Raw genomic sequence first — 16,822 nt, 5'->3', positions numbered from 1 at the left:
AATATTACCCTATAAAGAGCAGAGATACATCGTACTTTTGTTTTGACAATTGAAACTGGTAATATTAAAATGAAAACTATATATGAAACGTTTATTTATTTGTGTGGTAGGACTTATAGTAACCGCAACCATGTGGTCGCGTACCTTTGATATGAAGCAGCTTGGAGCTGACCCCCGGGGTATGGAATCTTGTACAAGATTAATAAACCAAACGATTGAAAAAGCTTTTTCTGAAGGAGGGGGAACTTTGTATTTTCCCGCCGGGACTTATCTGACTGCTACTATTCAGATGAAGAGTAATATAACTCTTTATTTAGAATCGGGAGCTACTCTTCGTTTCTCGGATCGTTTTGAAGATTATCTTCCTTTCGTTACGGTACGTTGGGAGGGCACAGTGATGAATACTCTTTCTCCTTTGATTTACGCGAAAGGTGCAGACAACCTGACAATCACCGGACGTGGAACATTGGATGGAAATGGTTTTAAATGGTGGGCTTGGGAAAAAGAGACTCGTGAGTTGATTAAAAGGAATGGGGGAAAGCTACCATCTTTGAACAAGTTACAACAAATGTGGGTGGAAGCTAATGAAAATCTGGAAATATCTGATTATTATAAACCTTCTTTAGAACGCCGGATGTTTCGTCCTCCTTTTATCCAGTTTTATGAATGCGCTAATGTGTTGATAGAGAATGTGAAGATTATCAATTCTCCTTTTTGGACGATAAACCCAGCTTTTTGTGATAATGTAACGGTGCATGGAGTGACAATTAATAATCCTTCGAAAGATCCGAAAGGACCCAATACGGATGGAATAAACCCGTCTTCTTGCCGGAATGTTCGTATTTCAGATTGTTTTATCAGTGTGGGAGATGATTGTATCACGATTAAGTCGGGGCGTGATGCAGATGGACGAAAATATGGAAAGGCTTGTGAGAATATAACGATAACTAATTGTGTTATGCTTTCCGGACACGGAGGTGTAGTGATTGGCAGTGAAATGTCTGGTGGTGTAAGACGAGTCACCATATCTAATTGCGTTTTTGATGGTACGGATTCCGGTATTCGTCTGAAGTCTTCGCGTGGAAGAGGTGGAGTAGTGGAGGAGCTTCGAGTGGATAATATCGTCATGAAGAATATTCAGCGGAATGCATTTATTTTTGATTTGTTTTATGATAAAGAATCAAAGACGGAACCTGTCAGTGAGCGTACTCCTGTTTTTAGGAATATTCATTTGAGTAATATAACGGGATCTGACATCAAGCAGATTGGCTACATTAAGGGTATTGAAGAAATGCCTGTACAAGACCTGTCGTTCTCCAATATGAATATGAAAGCGGAAATTGGATTTATAGTTGATATGGCTGAAGATATTCACTTTGATAATGTGGACTTCTCTTCACAGACTGGTTCACCGTGGCAATTCAGTAAATGTAAGCAAATCATTCTGAATAATGTCCGGTCAAAGTATCCTGCCGATCAGCAGGCAATTATTACTTTTGATGATGTTGATAATGCTATTATTAATGGTTGCTTTCAGATGATTCCTGTGAAGGAATTTTATAAAGCTAACAACAGCCGTATTATAGAGGGGAATAATTATTGGAAAAAAGAAAGTTCCAATGAGCCGGAATTATAATATTACCTGTTGTTTTTTGTTGTTCGGTATATATGAAAAGAACGATATTACATTGTCTGTAATATCGTTCTTTTATTGGCTAGTTGGTTGTTTATACCTTACTTGTTATCGTTTTCTCGGATTTCCACCCGACGAATCTTCCCACTGATAGTCTTCGGAAGTTCTTCCACGAACTCAATCACACGCGGATATTTATAAGGAGCAGTCACTTTCTTCACATGGTTCTGTAACTCCTTAATCAGTTCTTCTCCAGCACGATTCTTATAATCTTTAGATAGAACAATCGTAGCTTTTACCACCTGACCACGAATCTCATCGGGTACTCCGGTAATGGCACATTCCACAACAGCCGGATGAGTCATCAATGCACTTTCCACTTCGAATGGGCCGATGCGGTAGCCGGAGCTCTTGATAACGTCATCTGCGCGACCGACAAACCACAGGTATCCGTCTTCGTCTTTCCAGGCAACATCACCGGTATAATAAATTCCGTCGTGCCAAGCCTCGTGAGTACGTTCCGCATCCCGGTAGTATTCTTTGAAAAGTCCGAGAGGTTTACCATTACTGGTGCGGATTACAATTTGTCCTTGCTCACCGGCTTCAACAGAGCGACCTTCATGGTCGATCAAATCTACGTCATATTGAGGATTCGGTAGCCCCATACTTCCCGGTTTCGGTTCCATCCACGGCATGGTGGCGATGGTAAGGGTTGTTTCTGTTTGTCCGAAACCTTCCATCAGTTTGATACCTGTCAGTTTCTTGAAAGTTTCAAATACAGCGGGGTTCAATGCTTCTCCGGCAATGGTACAGTATTTGAGTGAAGATAAATCAAACTTTGTCAGGTCTTCGTGAATCAGGAACCGGAAGATGGTAGGAGGTGCGCAGAGAGAGGTGACATGATATTCCTGGATTTTTTCCAGAATAGCTGCCGGGGTAAACTTCTCGTGGTCGTAGACAAAGATATTGGCTCCGGCAATCCACTGTCCGTAGAGTTTTCCCCATACTGCTTTTCCCCAACCGGTATCGGCAATGGTGAGATGAAGGCTGTTTTCATCCAGGTTGTGCCAAAAACTACCGGTAACGATATGACCTAACGGATAAGTAAAGTCATGTGCCACCATCTTGGGCTCACCGGTAGTGCCGGAAGTAAAATACATCAAAGAGATGTCGTCGTTAGTGTTCGCATGGCGGGGACGTACAAACGGAGCAGCGTTCTCGATGCCCTGATGAAAATCCTCGAAGCCTGCCGGAATTTCCGGACCGACACTGACTAACTTTTCTACAGTGGGACATTCGGAAAGAGCATCTTTGATATGTTGCAGGATGATTCCTTCGCCGGCAGCTACAATCATTTTGATATCAGCAGCGTTGCAGCGATAGATAATATCCTTCTTGGTCAGTAGGTGAGTAGCCGGAATTACGGTTGCCCCCAATTTGTGGAGAGCAATGGTGCTATACCAGAACTCATAACGGCGTTTCAGAATCAGCATCACCATGTCGCCACGGCCGATACCCAGACTTTGGAAGTAAGAAGCGGTCATATCCGTGTAACGCTTCATCTCTGCAAATGAGAATTGGCGGCTTTCGCCTTTGTCATTTGTCCAAAGCAAAGCATTCTTGTCGGGTTGTTCGGCTGCCCAGGCATCTACTACGTCATAACCGAAGTTGAAATTCTCCGGGACGTTTATTTTTAAGTTTTTGATAAAGTCCTCTTGTGAACTGAAAGAGGTCTGTGATAAAAATCTTTCTACCATGATGTTATTACATAATTACTGCCAGAAAACGTACCGTTTTACCATCGAGCGCTTTCATGCCATGTGGAAGTTTGGAATTAAAATAAATGCTGTCGCCTTGGTTGAGGATGATTTCTTTGCCTTCGATGTTGATAAGCATACGTCCTTCGATAACAAGGTTGAATTCTTGTCCGTTATGTTTGTTATAATGGATCGGCTCGTCGATTGCTTTCGGTTCAACGGTAACGATGAACGGATCGGCGGTGCGGTTCATGAATCCTGAAGCCAGTGACTGGTATTTATAAGCTTTGGTACGTTCGATGCTGACACCTTTACCGGCACGGGTCACGAAGTAGCTGCTCATTTTAGGTTCTTCGCCAAACATCAGGGCGTCGAGAGCTACATTATACGTACGAGCAATTTTTTGTAACATGCTGACAGAGATATCATAGTCTCCTGTTTCCGCAAGCCGGTATTCTTCAGCAGAAATGTCACTATCGCGAGCGATATCCTCTGCGGTCAGTTCCAATACATCACGTAATCCGCGGAGGCGTTCTGCTATCTGTTTAATTTGTTCATTCATACAAGTGGTTAGTATTTTATGATTAATAATTCTATGGTGTTATTTGGATGCTTTCATGGCTTTGATAATAGCGGAGGTGAAACCGTTGTGTTCCAATTCATTGATACCTTTGATCGTGATTCCGCCCGGAGTGGTTACCTTGTCGATTTCTACACTGGGGTGGGTGTCGTTGTTCTGAATCAGTGCGGCCGCTCCTTTTAAGGATTGGGCTATCATCTGCATGGCATCTTTAGGACGGAGTCCCATTTCAATTCCGGCTTGCATGGCTGCCTGAATGTATTTCAGTACGTAAGCGATACCGCAGGATGCCAATGCAGTAGCTGCCGCTATTTTATCTTCGGGGATAAGCATCACTGTTCCCATCTCGCTGAACAACCGGAGGATGAAGCTGTCTTGTTCATCATTCGTGTTGCGGGCGGCAACAAGCGTCATGCTTTCCAGTTCGCTGATAGCGGTGTTCGGGATCAGGCGAAACATGGGCATTTCCGGTGCTACGACATAATGAGCCAGTTCTTCAAAACTGATGCCGGCAGCTACCGAGATGAGTATCTGTTTGCTTTTTAATTTCAACTCGCGCATCACCGGTTCCATAAACCACGGTTTGACAGCAAGAATGACGATGTCTGCTCCTGTGGCCGCTTCCGGATTATTGTTGGTGGTGGAGATGCCCGGAAATTCTTTTTTCAGTTTCTCTAGTTTTCCGGCACTGGGATTGGATACAATGATATCCGAATCGTCTATCAGACTTCCTTTTGCCAGGCCACGGGCTATTGAACCGCCCATGTTTCCTGCACCGATGATGGCTATTTTCATATACGCTTATTTTTTAATGAGTTGTTACAGACAAAGGTAACAGTTAATTACGAAAAAACAAAAAGCAGCCAAAATAAGAAATAAATTTCTAATAAAGGCTGCTTTTATCGTTGGCTGTTTATTAATCAAATGAGCGGTTAGAGTACTTTTTTGAACCGGGCGAGGAACTCTTTCGCTTCCTCCATGCTTAGGCAGAGAGGGGGTAACAAGCGAAGTACGTTCGTGCCGCTTGCTCCGGTAAATACGTGCTCGTCGTAGATGAGACGGCTGCGCAGTTCTTTGATCGGTTCTTCAAATTCGAGTCCGATCATCAGTCCGCGTCCGCGCACCTCTTTAATTTGCGGGAATTTCTTCAGTTCTTCCAGTAAGTAATCACCTACTGCCTTCGCGTTTTCTATCAGATTTTCCTGTTCAATGACATCCATCACAGCGAGAGCTGCCGAACATGCCAGGTGATTTCCTCCGAAAGTTGTTCCCAACTGACCGTATACCGGTTTAAACATCGGGCTGATTAAGACACCTGCCATCGGGAAGCCGTTACCGATTCCTTTGGCTACAGTGATGATATCCGGTTTGATGTCATTATATTGATGAGCGAAGAATTTGCCGCTACGTCCGTATCCGCTCTGAATTTCATCCAGAATCAGGATGGTTCCTGTTTCGCTACAAGTCTTGCGGAGTTCCTGCATAAATTCGGTGGTCGGTATCTTGATACCGCCTACCCCTTGTATTCCTTCAATGATAACAGCACAGGTGTCTCCTTTATACAATTCCTGTTTCATCGCTTCTATATCGTTGAGCGGGAGATAGGTGACATGACCGTTATTGTTGATAGGAGCGATAATGGAAGGATTGTGGGTCGCTTCTACTGCAAGAGATGTACGTCCGTGGAATGCTTTGTTGAAAGAGACAATTTTGGTACGTCCGTTGTGGAAAGAAGCAAGTTTCAGTGCATTCTCGTTTGCTTCGGCACCGCTGTTAATCAGAAACAGGCTGTAGTCTTCGTAACCGGAAATCTTCCCCAGTCGTTCGGCTACCTCTTGTTGGAGCTTGTTAATGACGGAGTTTGAGTAGAAACCAAGTTTAGCCACCTGGTTACTAATCATCGCTACATAGTGGGGATGTGCATGTCCGATGGAGATAACGGCATGACCTCCGTAGAGATCCAGATATTCTGTTCCGTTTTCGTCCCATACCTTACAGCCATCACCTTTGACAATGTTGATATTGTATAAAGGATATACGTCGAATAAATTCATAATTCTTCTGTTTTTAGAAAGCTGAAGGCTTCAAACGTAGTCCTACGGTTTCTTCCAGATTGAACATCAGGTTCATGTTATGAACTGCTTGTCCGCTGGCGCCTTTCAGCAAGTTGTCGATACAAGAGATAATCAATAGCTTATCACCATGCTTTTCCAGATGTATCAGGCATTTATTAGTATTAACGACTTGTTTTAAGTCAATATTCTTATCTACGATGTGTACGAAGGAGTCTTTAGCATAATATTCCTCATACATACGAACGATTTCTTCCTGTGCTACTTTGGTCTTGACTACCAATGTCGCGAAGATACCGCGAGGGAAGTCACCACGGTACGGTATGAAGTCAATATCCGAATCGAAGCTGTTTTGCAACTGTTTCAGCGATTGCTTGATTTCCGGAACGTGCTGATGGTCGAATGCTTTGTACACACTCATATTGTTGTTTCTCCAACTGAAATGACTGGTAGCACCCGGTTTCACTCCGGCTCCCGTACTTCCTGTAATGGCATTCACCATCACGTCGTCTGTCAGCATCAAATTTTTGGCAAGCGGAAGCAAACCAAGCTGGATACAGGTAGCAAAACAACCGGGGTTGGCTACGTGCTTCGCCGTACAAGTGGCCCGACGATTCAGTTCCGGCAGACCATAGATAAAGTCGTGGTCATCACTTTTGATACGGTAGTCCATGGAGAGGTCGATAATCTTCAGGTCTTCCGGTATGTTGTGACTTTCCATGAACTTCTTTGTGTCGCCGTGGGCGGTACAGAAGAAAAGCACGTCGATTTCGTCCAGAGGTAACTGGTCGGTGAATCTTAAATCTGTTTCTCCATACAAACCTTCGTGTACGTCGGTAATCTTGTTTCCGGCATTACTGCTGCTGTTGATAAATACGATTTCAGTTTCCGGATGGTTGAGTAGCAGGCGGATTAATTCGCCTGCTGTATATCCTGCGCCACCAATGATTCCTGCTTTAATCATATCTCTTCGTCTTTGTGGTTATTGTAGTAAACACGTAGCGGAGTAGAGGTCACTTTGATAAAGCCTTTTGCATCTTCGGCTGTCCAGCCTTTCTGCATTTCACCGTATTCTCCGAATTTAGTCTTCACCAAGTCATCTTTCGATTCTACACCTACGGTAGAGAAAGAAAGAGGGCGAAGTTCGAGGATCGCTGTACCGTTCACATTGCGCTGGCTTTCCTGCAACATGGCTTCGATGTCACGCATCACCGGTTCCAGGTATTGACTTTCGTGAAGGAACATACCGTACCAGTTGGCTACTTGATCCTTCCAATATTGTTGCCATTTGCTTAATGTATATTTTTCAAGGAAACGGTGAGCGCCGATAATCAACATCGGGGCGGCTGCTTCGAATCCTACACGGCCTTTGATACCGATAATTGTATCGCCTACGTGCATATCACGGCCGATACCGTATGCTGCGCCAATCTCTTCCACTTTCTGGATGGCTTTGATCGGGTCGTCAAACTTCTCGTCGTTGACCGCTTTCAGTTCCCCTTTTTCAAAAGTCAGGCGGAGCTGTTCGCTGCCTTCTTTCTCAACATGTTTGAGGTAAGCTGTTTCCGGCAGTCCTTGTGCAGAGTCGAGGATTTCGCCGCCACAGATGGAAGTACCCCATAAGCCGACGTTATAAGAGTATTTCAGTTTAGTGAAGTCTGCGCTGAAACCATGCTTGTTCAAGTAATCGATTTCTTCCTGACGGCTCAATGCCATGTCACGGGTCAATGTGATAATTTCCACGTTCGGAGCCAGTACGAGGAAAGTCATATCGAAACGGATCTGGTCGTTACCGGCTCCGGTAGAACCGTGCGCTACGGCGTCCGCACCGATTTCGTTGGCATAACGGGCGATGGCAAGCCCCTGGAAGATACGTTCGGAACTGACTGAAATAGGATAAGTACCGTTACGCAGTACATTTCCGAAAACCATGTATTTCAGGCTCTTTTCGTAGTATTCTTGAGTAACGTCCAGCGTTACATATTTTACTGCTCCCAGTTTGTAAGCATTTTCTTCGTTTGTTTTCAGTTGTTCTTCACTGAAACCACCCGTATTGGCACAAGCTGCATATACTTCGTAACCTTTTTCTTTGGCGAGGTACATGACGGTGAACGATGTGTCCAGTCCGCCGCTGAATGCCACCACTACTTTTTTCTTCTTCTCTTCCATAGTGCTGTATCTTTTAAATATTATTTCTTTCTTGTTCTTTTTTAATGTTCCGCGGCTCTGTCGGATCGTACAGCATGGCTGTACAGATACAGAATTTACGGTTCTTCGCTACCAGAATATCATGGTTGATGCATCCTTCGCATCCTTTCCAGAAAGCTTCGTCGTCTGTCAATTCGTTGAAGGTGACAGGTACGTAACCCAGTTCGGTATTCATCTTCATGACAGCTGCTCCGGAGGTCAGACTGAATATTTTTGCTTTCGGCCATCGGAGACGTGCCAGTTGGAAAGAAGCCTGTTTGATACGCTTTGCCAGCCCTAATCCACGAAAATCGGGATGAACGATCAAACCGGAAGTAGCCACGTACTGCTTGTTTCCCCATGATTCGATATAGGTAAATCCGGCGAAAGTGTCACCGCAAAGAGCAATAATCGCCTTACCTTCTTTCATCTTTGTCGCTACGTATTCGTGTGTGCGTTCCGCAATTCCTGTTCCTCGTACGGCGGCAGCATTTCTGATAGTTTCCAAAATAGTGTCAACGTAAACCTCATGTGAGGCGTCGGCTACCATAACATCTATTTGTTGAGTGTCCATTTCTTTATTATATAATAATAGGTATAATTATTCGATATTGGGAATGATGAGTGACAAAAGCTGGCGTATTTTGCTGATGGAAACTCCTTCACGCAACACCAACATGATCGTATCGTCACCGGCAATGGTTCCCAGAATTTCACTGAATTCATTGTTGTCGATGTCATAAGCCATGCTGCTGGCATAACCGGGACGGGTGCGGATAACGGCGATGTTACCGGAAAACTGCAAAGAGATAAATCCGTTGTTGCGTAACATTTCACCGGCACTCTGGTCGGTAGAACGTTTATACATAATGTTGTTCGGCAGTACATATACGTACTTTCCATTCATACTGGCAGCCTTGGCTACTTTCAATTGTTTCAAGTCGCGGGAGAGGGTGGCCTGTGTCAGTTCGAAGCCTTCGCGGTTCAGCTCTTGCAGCAGTTCTTCCTGCGAACCGACCTCCTTGCTTGAGATAATCATTTTGATGGCGTCTAACCGATTTGCTTTCTTCTTCATTGTATAATTATTCTAAGAATGGCGCAAAAGTATGCATTATTTCGGAGAAAAGATGCATAAAACCAAAGTTTTTTTGCATAAAAGTGAAAAATACTTTAGAAAGGGATAGTGATATAATCAGGATATATGTGGGTATATGTAACAAAGTTGTTTCTTTATTGCTTCATTTTGTGCTGACTTTTTTTATTGTCTATTAAAAAAGATGCAATTGTTTGTTCAAGGGTTATTAAATATATAAATTTGTAAAGTGAATAAGAAGACAAGTTTGTAAAGTGAACAAGGAGACAAATCGTGTGATAGATGAAGATATTGAGCTTTATTCTCTTTTTAGAAAAGGAGATAGAAAGGCTTTTGATACTTTATTTTTGAAGTATTATTCCATACTATGTGCCTTTGGGAAGTACTATATTCCTATAGAAGATGCTGAAGAAGTTGTTTTGGATATCATGACATGGCTATGGGAAAACAGAGAATTCCAGATCATAGAAACTTCTTTGCGAAGTTATTTGTTTATGGCGGTCAGAAACAGATGCTTGGATTTAATAAGTAAGAATCAGACAAAAAGACGTTGTTATGAGCATATGTTTGCTGAAGAAATGCAGACAAGTTTTGAAGATCCTGATTTTTATGTAGTGGAGGAATTGATGGCGAAAATAGAAAAGGCCGTGATGCGATTGCCGGACTCCTATCGTATAACTTTTGAGATGAGCCGTTATCAAGATAAAACATATAAAGAGATTGCGAAAGAATTAAATGTTTCCATAAAATTAGTGGAGTATCGTATCCAGCAAGCATTGAGACTTTTACGTGTAGAACTAAAAGACTATTTACCGTTGATTACAATCATATTCCCTTATTTTCTCTAAGGATAGCTGATTCGTTTTTGAGTCTTAAAATAAAAATGCAGCTTTTAATTAAAAAAGTTGCATTTTTGTTTAGGGGCTAATTGAAGTATTCCGTCTTCTTAATAAAATGAACATAAAAGATGATGGAATTACATGAAAATATAGATGAGGCTCTTTTACTCCTTTATTTTTCCGGTACACTAGGAGAGAAAGAAAAAGAAGAGGTAGAAAATTGGATTTCCCTCTCTGAAGAAAACAGAAAAATAGCTAAACAGATTTGTTACATACACCACGTAACAGATATAATAGATACCGTGAAGCAGATAGATCCTAAACAGGCATTGGTGAAGCTGGATAAGAGATTGTCAAAAAAGAAGAAAATAAACTGGTGGGAATGGGGGATAAGAGCAGCAGCTGTATTATTTATTCCTTTATTCTTATCTTTCTTCTATTTTGTATTTAATCAAGATAAAAATTATGATCGTTATGTCGAAATTCGGTCTAATCCGGGGATGATGACAAAAGTGGAGTTACCGGATGGTACTTGGGTATGGCTGAATTCTGCTTCTTATCTAAAATATCCAGTGTCTTTTGAAGGAGAATATCGAAAGGTTGAATTGCTAGGAGAAGCTTATTTTTCAGTGCAAAAGGATAATGGACGGAAATTCTTAGTCGATGTAGGAAAGGGGATTGAATTAGAGGTTTTAGGTACTGAATTTAACGTGGATGCTTATCCGGATGATAAGTTTGTAGCTGCTACTTTGGTGACAGGTAGAGTAAAATTCCATTGTCAGCAGAAAGGCAGGGAGGCTACTTATAGTATGCAACCCGGACAGAAGGTGATTTATAATTTATTGGATGAGAAACTTTTGTGTACAACTACTTTTGTTGAATCTGATATTGCTTGGAAAAGTGGAAGGATCATTTATCGAGATACTCCGCTTGAAGATGCTTTAAGAACTTTGAGCAAGCGTTTTGACGTAGAGTTCCGTATTGTTAATCCATTATTAAAGAAATATTGCTTTACAGGTACTTTTATTAATCAACGTCTGGATAAGATCTTGGAACACTTCAAAATAGCTTCAGGAGTGAGATACAGATACCTTGAATCGGCATTGGACAACGGTGTTGTGAAAGAGAAAACAATAATAGAAATTTATTAAACAAAAAAGAACTATGAAAACACTCCCTCCTTAAACAAAAAATATGGGAAAAATATAGCACTATTCTTCCCATATAAAAAATCATTTAGCCTTACTTGTTTGCCAACAAGTACAGTTAACTTTATTTTTAATTAAAATCACAACAAATTTATGCAAAAACATTGTAGTATCCAAATTCTTGGGATTAAAAGGCTACTGACAGCAACTTTAAAAGGAATTCCATTGCCTATGAGATTATTAATTATTATGCTATGTGTTTCGATAGGATGCATTCGTGCGACAAATACTTATGCGCAAAATGCGGTCCTTGACTTGAAAGTCAATAATCAAACGATTGAAACCGTCTTGAAAATAATAGAATCGCGGACTGACTTTGTATTCTTCTTTAACAGTCAGCAGGTTAATGTACATAAACGTGTCTCTATTAATGTCAATAAACAGAATATTTTTAAAATTCTAGATGAGGTTTTTAAAGGAAGTGACGTCGTTTATTCAGTGCTTGATAAAAGCATAATTTTGTCTAGTAAAAGATTTGCGCCTGATGGAAATTTGAAGAAGATTACAGGTAAGGTCGTTGATACGAACGGTGAACCGTTGATTGGGGTTACAATTGCTCTACAGGGAAGTAATAGAGGAACGGTGAGTGATGTAAACGGAAATTTTTCTTTAAACGGAGAAGAAGGAAAGGTTAATGTATTGAATATCTCATATATTGGTTATAAAGACCAACAGGTAAAAGTCGAGGATGGTAAAACTTTGATTATTACATTGGAAGAAGATACCAAGGTCTTGGAAGAAGTAGTTGTTGTGGGATATGGTACACAGAAAAAAATCAATCTGACGGGTGCTGTTGCTGTGGTTGACGATAAACAAGTAATCGGACGTTCGGCCGATAATTTGTCTAAACTACTTCAAGGAGCTGTTCCTAATATGAATGTTACTGTTTCTAACGGTCGTCCGGGACAGGGGGGTAGCATAAATATTCGTGGTATCAATTCTATCAGTAGTAGTGCCACGCCTTTGATATTAGTTGATGGTGTAGAAGGTACTATCGATGCAGTGAATCCCAATGATGTGGAGTCTATTAGTGTATTGAAAGATGCTTCTTCGGCAGCTGTATACGGGGCGCGTGCAGCTTATGGAGTAATTTTGGTTACAACAAAATCTGGTAATGATGGTAAAACACGTGTTTCTTATAACGGACGTTATAGCTTTGGCTCGCCTACAGTTTCCAGAGATTTTGAGACTCGCGGTTATTATTCGGCGGCTATCAATGATATGTTTTATTCTACCTATCAAGGTTCTAACTATACGAATTATAATGATGAAGATTATTATGAGATGTGGATCCGGCGTAATGATAAAACGGAAAATCCGGAACGACCGTGGGTAGTTATCAAAGATGGTGAATATAAATATTATGGTAACTTTGATTGGTATAATTATTTCATGGATGAGTCTCGGCCTACATGGGAACACAATATTAGTGTCAGTGGTGGCAATAAGAAAGTGCACTATTTCCTTTCCGGTGCTTACTATGATCAGAAAGGAGTTATTCGGAAAAATGCGGATAGTTTCACTAAATACAATTTCCGTTCCAAGGTGAGTATTGAGATTGCTCCATGGTTGAAAATAAGTAATAATACGTCATATAAAAAGGATTCTTATCCATTTCCGGGGCCAGGTGCTATTAACAATCTTTTTGATGCGATAAGTAAGCATGCCTTAGCTTCTATTGTTCCAATCAATCCGGATGGAACATATATGGGGAATGCAACAGTTATTACAGGAGGGTATCGCCCAGCTAATGATCTTAGTGCAATTCTTGAATATGGTAAACACAAGAATGAAGATGCTAATTACTTTTTTAATACCACCTTTGAGGCGGTAATGACACCTGTCAAGAATGTAACGGTGACAGCTAATTATTCGTTTGCTCAACATGAATATACGGCAATGAATCGTAGTGCTAATTATCCATATTCACGTGTACCCGGAGAAGTTCTTTGGAAAACAGATGGTTATGGCCTTAATACTCTTTATGAACGTTCTAATCATGATTGGTTTCATTCATACAATATTTATGGAAATTATACAAATACATTTGCCGATGTGCACCATGTAAGTGCAACTGCCGGTGTCAACTATGAAACTAAATTTTTTAAAGACATCAAAATACAACGTAATGATTTATTGTCCGAAGATTTAACTGATTTTAATTTAGCTAATGGTGATGAAATGAGTATTGCGGGTGGTAAAAATAGATATGCTCTTTTCGGTCTTTTTTATCGTTTGAATTATGACTATAAAAATAGATATTTATTTGAATTTAGCGGACGTTATGATGGTAGTTCACGGTTTGCCCGGGGACATCGCTATGGCTTTTTTCCTTCAGTTTCTGCCGGGTGGAGAATTAATGAAGAAAAGTTCTTTGAACCATTACGTAAACAAATTAGTAATTTGAAATTACGCTTTTCTTTAGGAGCATTAGGAAACCAACAAGTCGGATATTATGACTATTTGCAGACTATATCTTCTGGTGGTACTATTTCTTATGCTTTTGGTGATAAAAATAAAGCGTCAGGTGCTAGTATCTCTGCTCCGAATGCTTCTGATTTCACTTGGGAAACGGTCGTTACAAAAAATATCGGTTTGGATTTCGGAATATTGGATAATCGTTTGAATATGACGGCTGATATATATGTACGTGATACGAAAGATATGTTGATGGCTTCCAAGGATCTTCCGAATGTATATGGTGCTTCTTCTCCCAAAACAAATGCTGCTAACTTGCGTACGAAAGGTTGGGAAGCATCGATTAGTTGGAATGATTCTTTTAATCTAAAGGGAGAAGCGTTCCATTATTCTGTCGTATTAGGTTTGGCTGATAATACGACTAAAGTGACAAAGTATAACAATGATAACAAAACATTAGGTACTCCATATGAAGGACAACAATTGGGAGAGATTTGGGGATATGTTGTTGATGGTCTTTTCAAAACTGATGAAGAAGCTGAAAACTATCCGGTAAATCAGAGTTATGTAAATAATATATTGAATATTTCTGTGAAATCTCAAGGTCTCCATGCGGGGGATGTGAAATATGTGGACTTGGATGGCGATAATATTATTTCTCCTACTTTATCGGCAAACGATGTGAAGGATCAGAAAGTGATTGGAAATTCTTTACCAAGATATACATATTCTGTCAGGTTAGCAGCAGATTGGAATGGAATTGATTTTTCTGCCTTGTTGCAAGGCGTCGGTCGCCAACATTGGTATCCCAATGGTGAAACTAGTCTGTTCTGGGGCCCCTATGCCCGTCCTTATTGTACTTTTATTCCGAAGGATTTCTTGGCAGATGTTTGGTCAGAAGATAATCCGAATGCTTATTTACCACGTCCGAGAGGCTATGTGGCATTGGATGTTAATCCGCGTGAGTTGTCTAAACCTAATACTCGCTATTTGCAAAATGTGGCTTATTGCCGTCTTAAAAATGTAACAGTCGGTTACTCTTTGCCACGTACTTGGCTAAAGGCTTTGCACATGGAACGTGTCAGGGTTTATTTTAGTGGAGAGAATCTTTTTACATTCAGCCCTTTACATAGTAATTATATTGATCCGGAACATGCTGGGGCTTCTACAAGTTGGAAAAGTGGTCATACGAACGTGACTTCCTATCCAATGAGTAAGACCTATTCATTTGGAATTGATGTGACTTTTTAATGGAAAATAAAAACTAAGATAATATGAATGGTATAAAATATAAAATATGGATGCTCTTGCCTCTGATGGCAATGATTTCTTGTGAAAGTATTTTGGATAAATTTCCGGAAGATAAAATTACGCCGGAAACATTCTTTACAACAGAAAACGAGTTAGAATTGTATTCAAACAATTTCTATGTCGCTTGTATTTCGGGTACAGGAGTGTTTAAAGATTACGGTGATGTAATTATTCAGCCTATCTTGGAAAAAGCGATTAGCGGGCAACGCACTATACCTGAAACTGATTCTAATTTCGATGGTTGGGGTTGGGGAGCCCTTCGTGATATTAATTTCTGCCTGGAGAACATTTATCGTTGCCAGAATGAGGAAGTACGGAATCATTATGAAGGTTTGGCACGTTTTTTTAGGGCTTATTTTTATTTTGTAAAGGTGAGGCGTTTTGGAGATGTACCATGGTATGATTATGTGATTGGAAGTGCTGATACGGAAGCTTTGAGTAAACCTAGAGATTCTCGTGAGTTTGTAATGGAGAAAGTGTTGGAGGACATTAATTTCGCGATTGATAATTTGAGAATGCAAAAAGATGTATACCGGGTGACTCGTTGGACTGCTTTGGCTTTAAAATCCAGAATTTGTTTGTTTGAAGGCACATTTCGGAAATATCATGGTTTGAATGATTGGGAAAAGTATCTTCGTGAATGTGCATCCGCATCGGATATCTTTATCAATGAGAGTGGCTATACAGTTTATACGGCAGGTTCTACCCCTTATTTCAATTTATTTGGCTCTTTGAATGCTGAACCCACGGAAATAATCCTTGCGAAGGATTACAATGCAGCTTTGGGACTGACTAATATTGTACAGGCATTTTGCAATTCTCCTGGTGAGGCAAATTCAGGTGTGACAAAGCGTTTTGTTAATTCTTATTTGATGAAAGATGGTTCCCGTTTTACAGATAAGAGTAACTATGAGACTATTGGGTTTGCGGAAGAAATGAAAAACCGTGATCCACGTCTAACACAAACGATTCGTGCAGCAGGATATGTACGTGATGACGGAAAAAAATATCTGCCAAGCTTTAAGTTGGCAAAATTAGGGTATCATTTGAAGAAGTACGATTGTGGAGTTAAATATGATATGTCTTCTGAATCTGATTTGCCATTGTTTCGTACAGCTGAAGTTTATTTGAATTGTGCGGAAGCAAAAGCAGAATTGGGGACATTGACTCAGGATGATTTGAATAAAACAATTAATAAGCTAAGGGCTCGTGTAAATATGCCGAATTTATTGATGGCAACAGCAAATGCTAATCCTGACCCCTATTTGAAGGAGTGGTATCCGCACGTAGAAAGTGACGATAACCAGGGGATTATCCTTGAAATTAGGCGTGAACGTACTATAGAATTGGTAATGGAAGGCTTTAGATACTATGATATCATGCGTTGGAAGGAAGGTAAAATATTCGAAAAACCATTTCTTGGTATTTATTTCCCCGGTCCGGGTGAATATGATTTGGACGGTGATGGAACGAATGATGTTTATCTGTATTTGAGTACTGATAAAGGAAACTCTTCTTGTGCAGATCAGTTTGAGATAGGTGGTGAACTTAGCTTGGATCATGAGGCAAGTGGTAATTTGATTATTCATCAAGGTATCAAAAGAGTATGGAACGAGGACAAGGATTACTTGTACCCGATACCAACAAAGGATCGTGTTTTAACCAATGGGGCATTAACGCAGAACCCGGGTTGGAATGATGGACTTATTTTTTAATTTTAAATG

General features: G+C 40.7%; 13 protein-coding genes. 5 read left to right on the top strand and 8 right to left on the bottom strand.

Annotated features, from left to right (window positions below):
• The first annotated feature begins 82 nt into the window (after nucleotides 1-82).
• Complete coding sequence (locus DXB58_RS05515; protein WP_122136164.1) at nucleotides 83-1,636, top strand: glycoside hydrolase family 28 protein; 1,554 nt, start codon at nucleotides 83-85, stop codon at nucleotides 1,634-1,636.
• Between the two features lie 98 nt (nucleotides 1,637-1,734).
• On the opposite strand, the gene DXB58_RS05510 is transcribed toward DXB58_RS05515, so the two are convergent.
• The 8 genes from DXB58_RS05510 to DXB58_RS05475 form a co-directional block, all read right to left on the bottom strand.
• Nucleotides 1,735-3,390 (bottom strand): AMP-binding protein, encoded by a 1,656-nt coding sequence (locus DXB58_RS05510; protein WP_122136163.1) that lies wholly within the window; start codon nucleotides 3,388-3,390, stop codon nucleotides 1,735-1,737.
• 7 nt (nucleotides 3,391-3,397) lie between these two features.
• The gene (locus tag DXB58_RS05505; protein WP_074556740.1) at nucleotides 3,398-3,952 is read right to left on the bottom strand and encodes a helix-turn-helix domain-containing protein; all 555 of its coding nucleotides are present in this window, start codon (nucleotides 3,950-3,952) and stop codon (nucleotides 3,398-3,400) included.
• Nucleotides 3,953-3,991: 39 nt separating this feature from the next.
• A complete protein-coding gene (gene proC / locus DXB58_RS05500; protein WP_122136162.1) occupies nucleotides 3,992-4,765 on the bottom strand; it encodes a pyrroline-5-carboxylate reductase in 774 nt (257 codons plus the stop codon).
• 137 nt (nucleotides 4,766-4,902) lie between these two features.
• Nucleotides 4,903-6,024, bottom strand: coding sequence for an aspartate aminotransferase family protein (locus DXB58_RS05495; protein ID WP_122136161.1), 1,122 nt, complete (start codon nucleotides 6,022-6,024; stop codon nucleotides 4,903-4,905).
• Nucleotides 6,025-6,037: 13 nt separating this feature from the next.
• Nucleotides 6,038-7,006, bottom strand: coding sequence for an N-acetyl-gamma-glutamyl-phosphate reductase (gene argC, locus DXB58_RS05490; protein ID WP_122136160.1), 969 nt, complete (start codon nucleotides 7,004-7,006; stop codon nucleotides 6,038-6,040).
• A complete protein-coding gene (locus tag DXB58_RS05485) occupies nucleotides 7,003-8,211 on the bottom strand; it encodes an argininosuccinate synthase (protein WP_074638841.1) in 1,209 nt (402 codons plus the stop codon). Before DXB58_RS05485 ends, argC begins: the two co-directional genes overlap by 4 nt.
• 13 nt (nucleotides 8,212-8,224) lie before the next feature.
• Complete coding sequence (locus DXB58_RS05480; RefSeq protein WP_004299851.1) at nucleotides 8,225-8,803, bottom strand: GNAT family N-acetyltransferase; 579 nt, start codon at nucleotides 8,801-8,803, stop codon at nucleotides 8,225-8,227.
• Between the two features lie 27 nt (nucleotides 8,804-8,830).
• Nucleotides 8,831-9,304 carry an arginine repressor gene (locus DXB58_RS05475; protein WP_122136159.1) on the bottom strand — a complete coding sequence of 158 codons (474 nt, stop codon included), beginning with the start codon at nucleotides 9,302-9,304 and terminating at the stop codon, nucleotides 8,831-8,833.
• Between the two features lie 293 nt (nucleotides 9,305-9,597).
• On the opposite strand from DXB58_RS05475, the gene DXB58_RS05470 reads away from it, so the two are divergent.
• The 4 genes from DXB58_RS05470 (at nucleotide 9,598) to DXB58_RS05455 (ending at nucleotide 16,813) form a co-directional block, all read left to right on the top strand.
• Nucleotides 9,598-10,170 (top strand): RNA polymerase sigma-70 factor, encoded by a 573-nt coding sequence (locus DXB58_RS05470; RefSeq protein ID WP_122136215.1) that lies wholly within the window; start codon nucleotides 9,598-9,600, stop codon nucleotides 10,168-10,170.
• 119 nt (nucleotides 10,171-10,289) lie between these two features.
• Complete coding sequence (locus DXB58_RS05465; RefSeq protein ID WP_122136158.1) at nucleotides 10,290-11,312, top strand: FecR family protein; 1,023 nt, start codon at nucleotides 10,290-10,292, stop codon at nucleotides 11,310-11,312.
• A gap of 150 nt (nucleotides 11,313-11,462) precedes the next feature.
• A complete protein-coding gene (locus DXB58_RS05460; protein WP_122136157.1) occupies nucleotides 11,463-15,038 on the top strand; it encodes a TonB-dependent receptor in 3,576 nt (1,191 codons plus the stop codon).
• A gap of 23 nt (nucleotides 15,039-15,061) precedes the next feature.
• Nucleotides 15,062-16,813 carry a RagB/SusD family nutrient uptake outer membrane protein gene (locus tag DXB58_RS05455; RefSeq protein WP_122136156.1) on the top strand — a complete coding sequence of 584 codons (1,752 nt, stop codon included), beginning with the start codon at nucleotides 15,062-15,064 and terminating at the stop codon, nucleotides 16,811-16,813.
• The last annotated feature ends 9 nt before the right edge of the window (nucleotides 16,814-16,822 follow it).

Source organism: Bacteroides sp. OM05-10AA (genome assembly GCF_003439055.1).
GTDB classification, from domain to species: domain Bacteria; phylum Bacteroidota; class Bacteroidia; order Bacteroidales; family Bacteroidaceae; genus Bacteroides; species Bacteroides intestinigallinarum.
This window is presented reverse-complemented; position numbering and strand designations above follow the sequence as displayed.